The sequence below is a fragment of the Clostridium sp. KLE 1755 genome, assembly GCF_000466465.2.
In the GTDB taxonomy this organism is placed as follows: domain Bacteria; phylum Bacillota; class Clostridia; order Lachnospirales; family Lachnospiraceae; genus Eisenbergiella; species Eisenbergiella porci.
Window position 1 is genome coordinate 1 of the sequence record NZ_KE992758.1, and the last position, 734, is coordinate 734.

Genomic DNA, 734 nt, shown 5'->3' on the forward strand with positions numbered 1-734 from the left:
CGTGTCATCCATCAGATAACGAACCAGCACAACAGCGATTATCAGGAATACTCCCAGCACACCGCCAAGAAACGTGTTCTTCAACACGCTGGGGCTGGCCTTCTTCATCGGCATATTGGCAGTTTCCGCCACATTTACTGCCTGGATATCCATCACGTTCATAATATGCACTGATGCCGCTTCCCGGATTGCATTGGCCATCTTCATCGCCAGCACTGGATCAGAATCCTTCACCGTAATCGCCAGAATACGCGTATCTGTAGGCGTCGTAACCGAAACCTTCCCTTTCATCTGCTCATACGTCAGATCCAGCCCCATCCCCTGCACTACTTCTTCCAAGACAAACCTGCTTTGAATCAATTCCGCATAGTCCTTCGTCAGCTGCGTCCCCAGCTGAATATCCGAATAAGTCACCGCACTGTTCTCCTGCTTATTCAGGATATAGATCTTCGTAGTAGACTCATAAGAAGGCGTCACCAGCAGCTGTGTAAACAGAAAAGCCCCCAGCGCCACCATAATTCCCACAGAAACAATCAAAGCCAGGTTATGTATCAGCACCAGACAGATTTCCCACAAATCAATCTCAATTTCATCTGTCTGCCGTATCGTATTTTCTTCCATTCCCATTTTCTCCCGCATATTTCTCTTTTGTTCTCAGTTCCAAAAATTCCTATTAAAAATAACTCCTACAAAACCCGATCTTCCAGAATAGCCTCCGCATTCTCCCGCATCAG

1 protein-coding gene is annotated in these 734 nt (G+C 47.0%); it reads right to left on the reverse strand.

Features of this window, described 5'->3' with window-relative positions:
* On the reverse strand, positions 1 to 621 hold a 621-nt coding region (locus HMPREF1548_RS22615), incomplete at its 3' end, for a YveK family protein (RefSeq protein WP_035323502.1).
* Between the last annotated feature and the right edge of the window lie 113 nt (positions 622 to 734).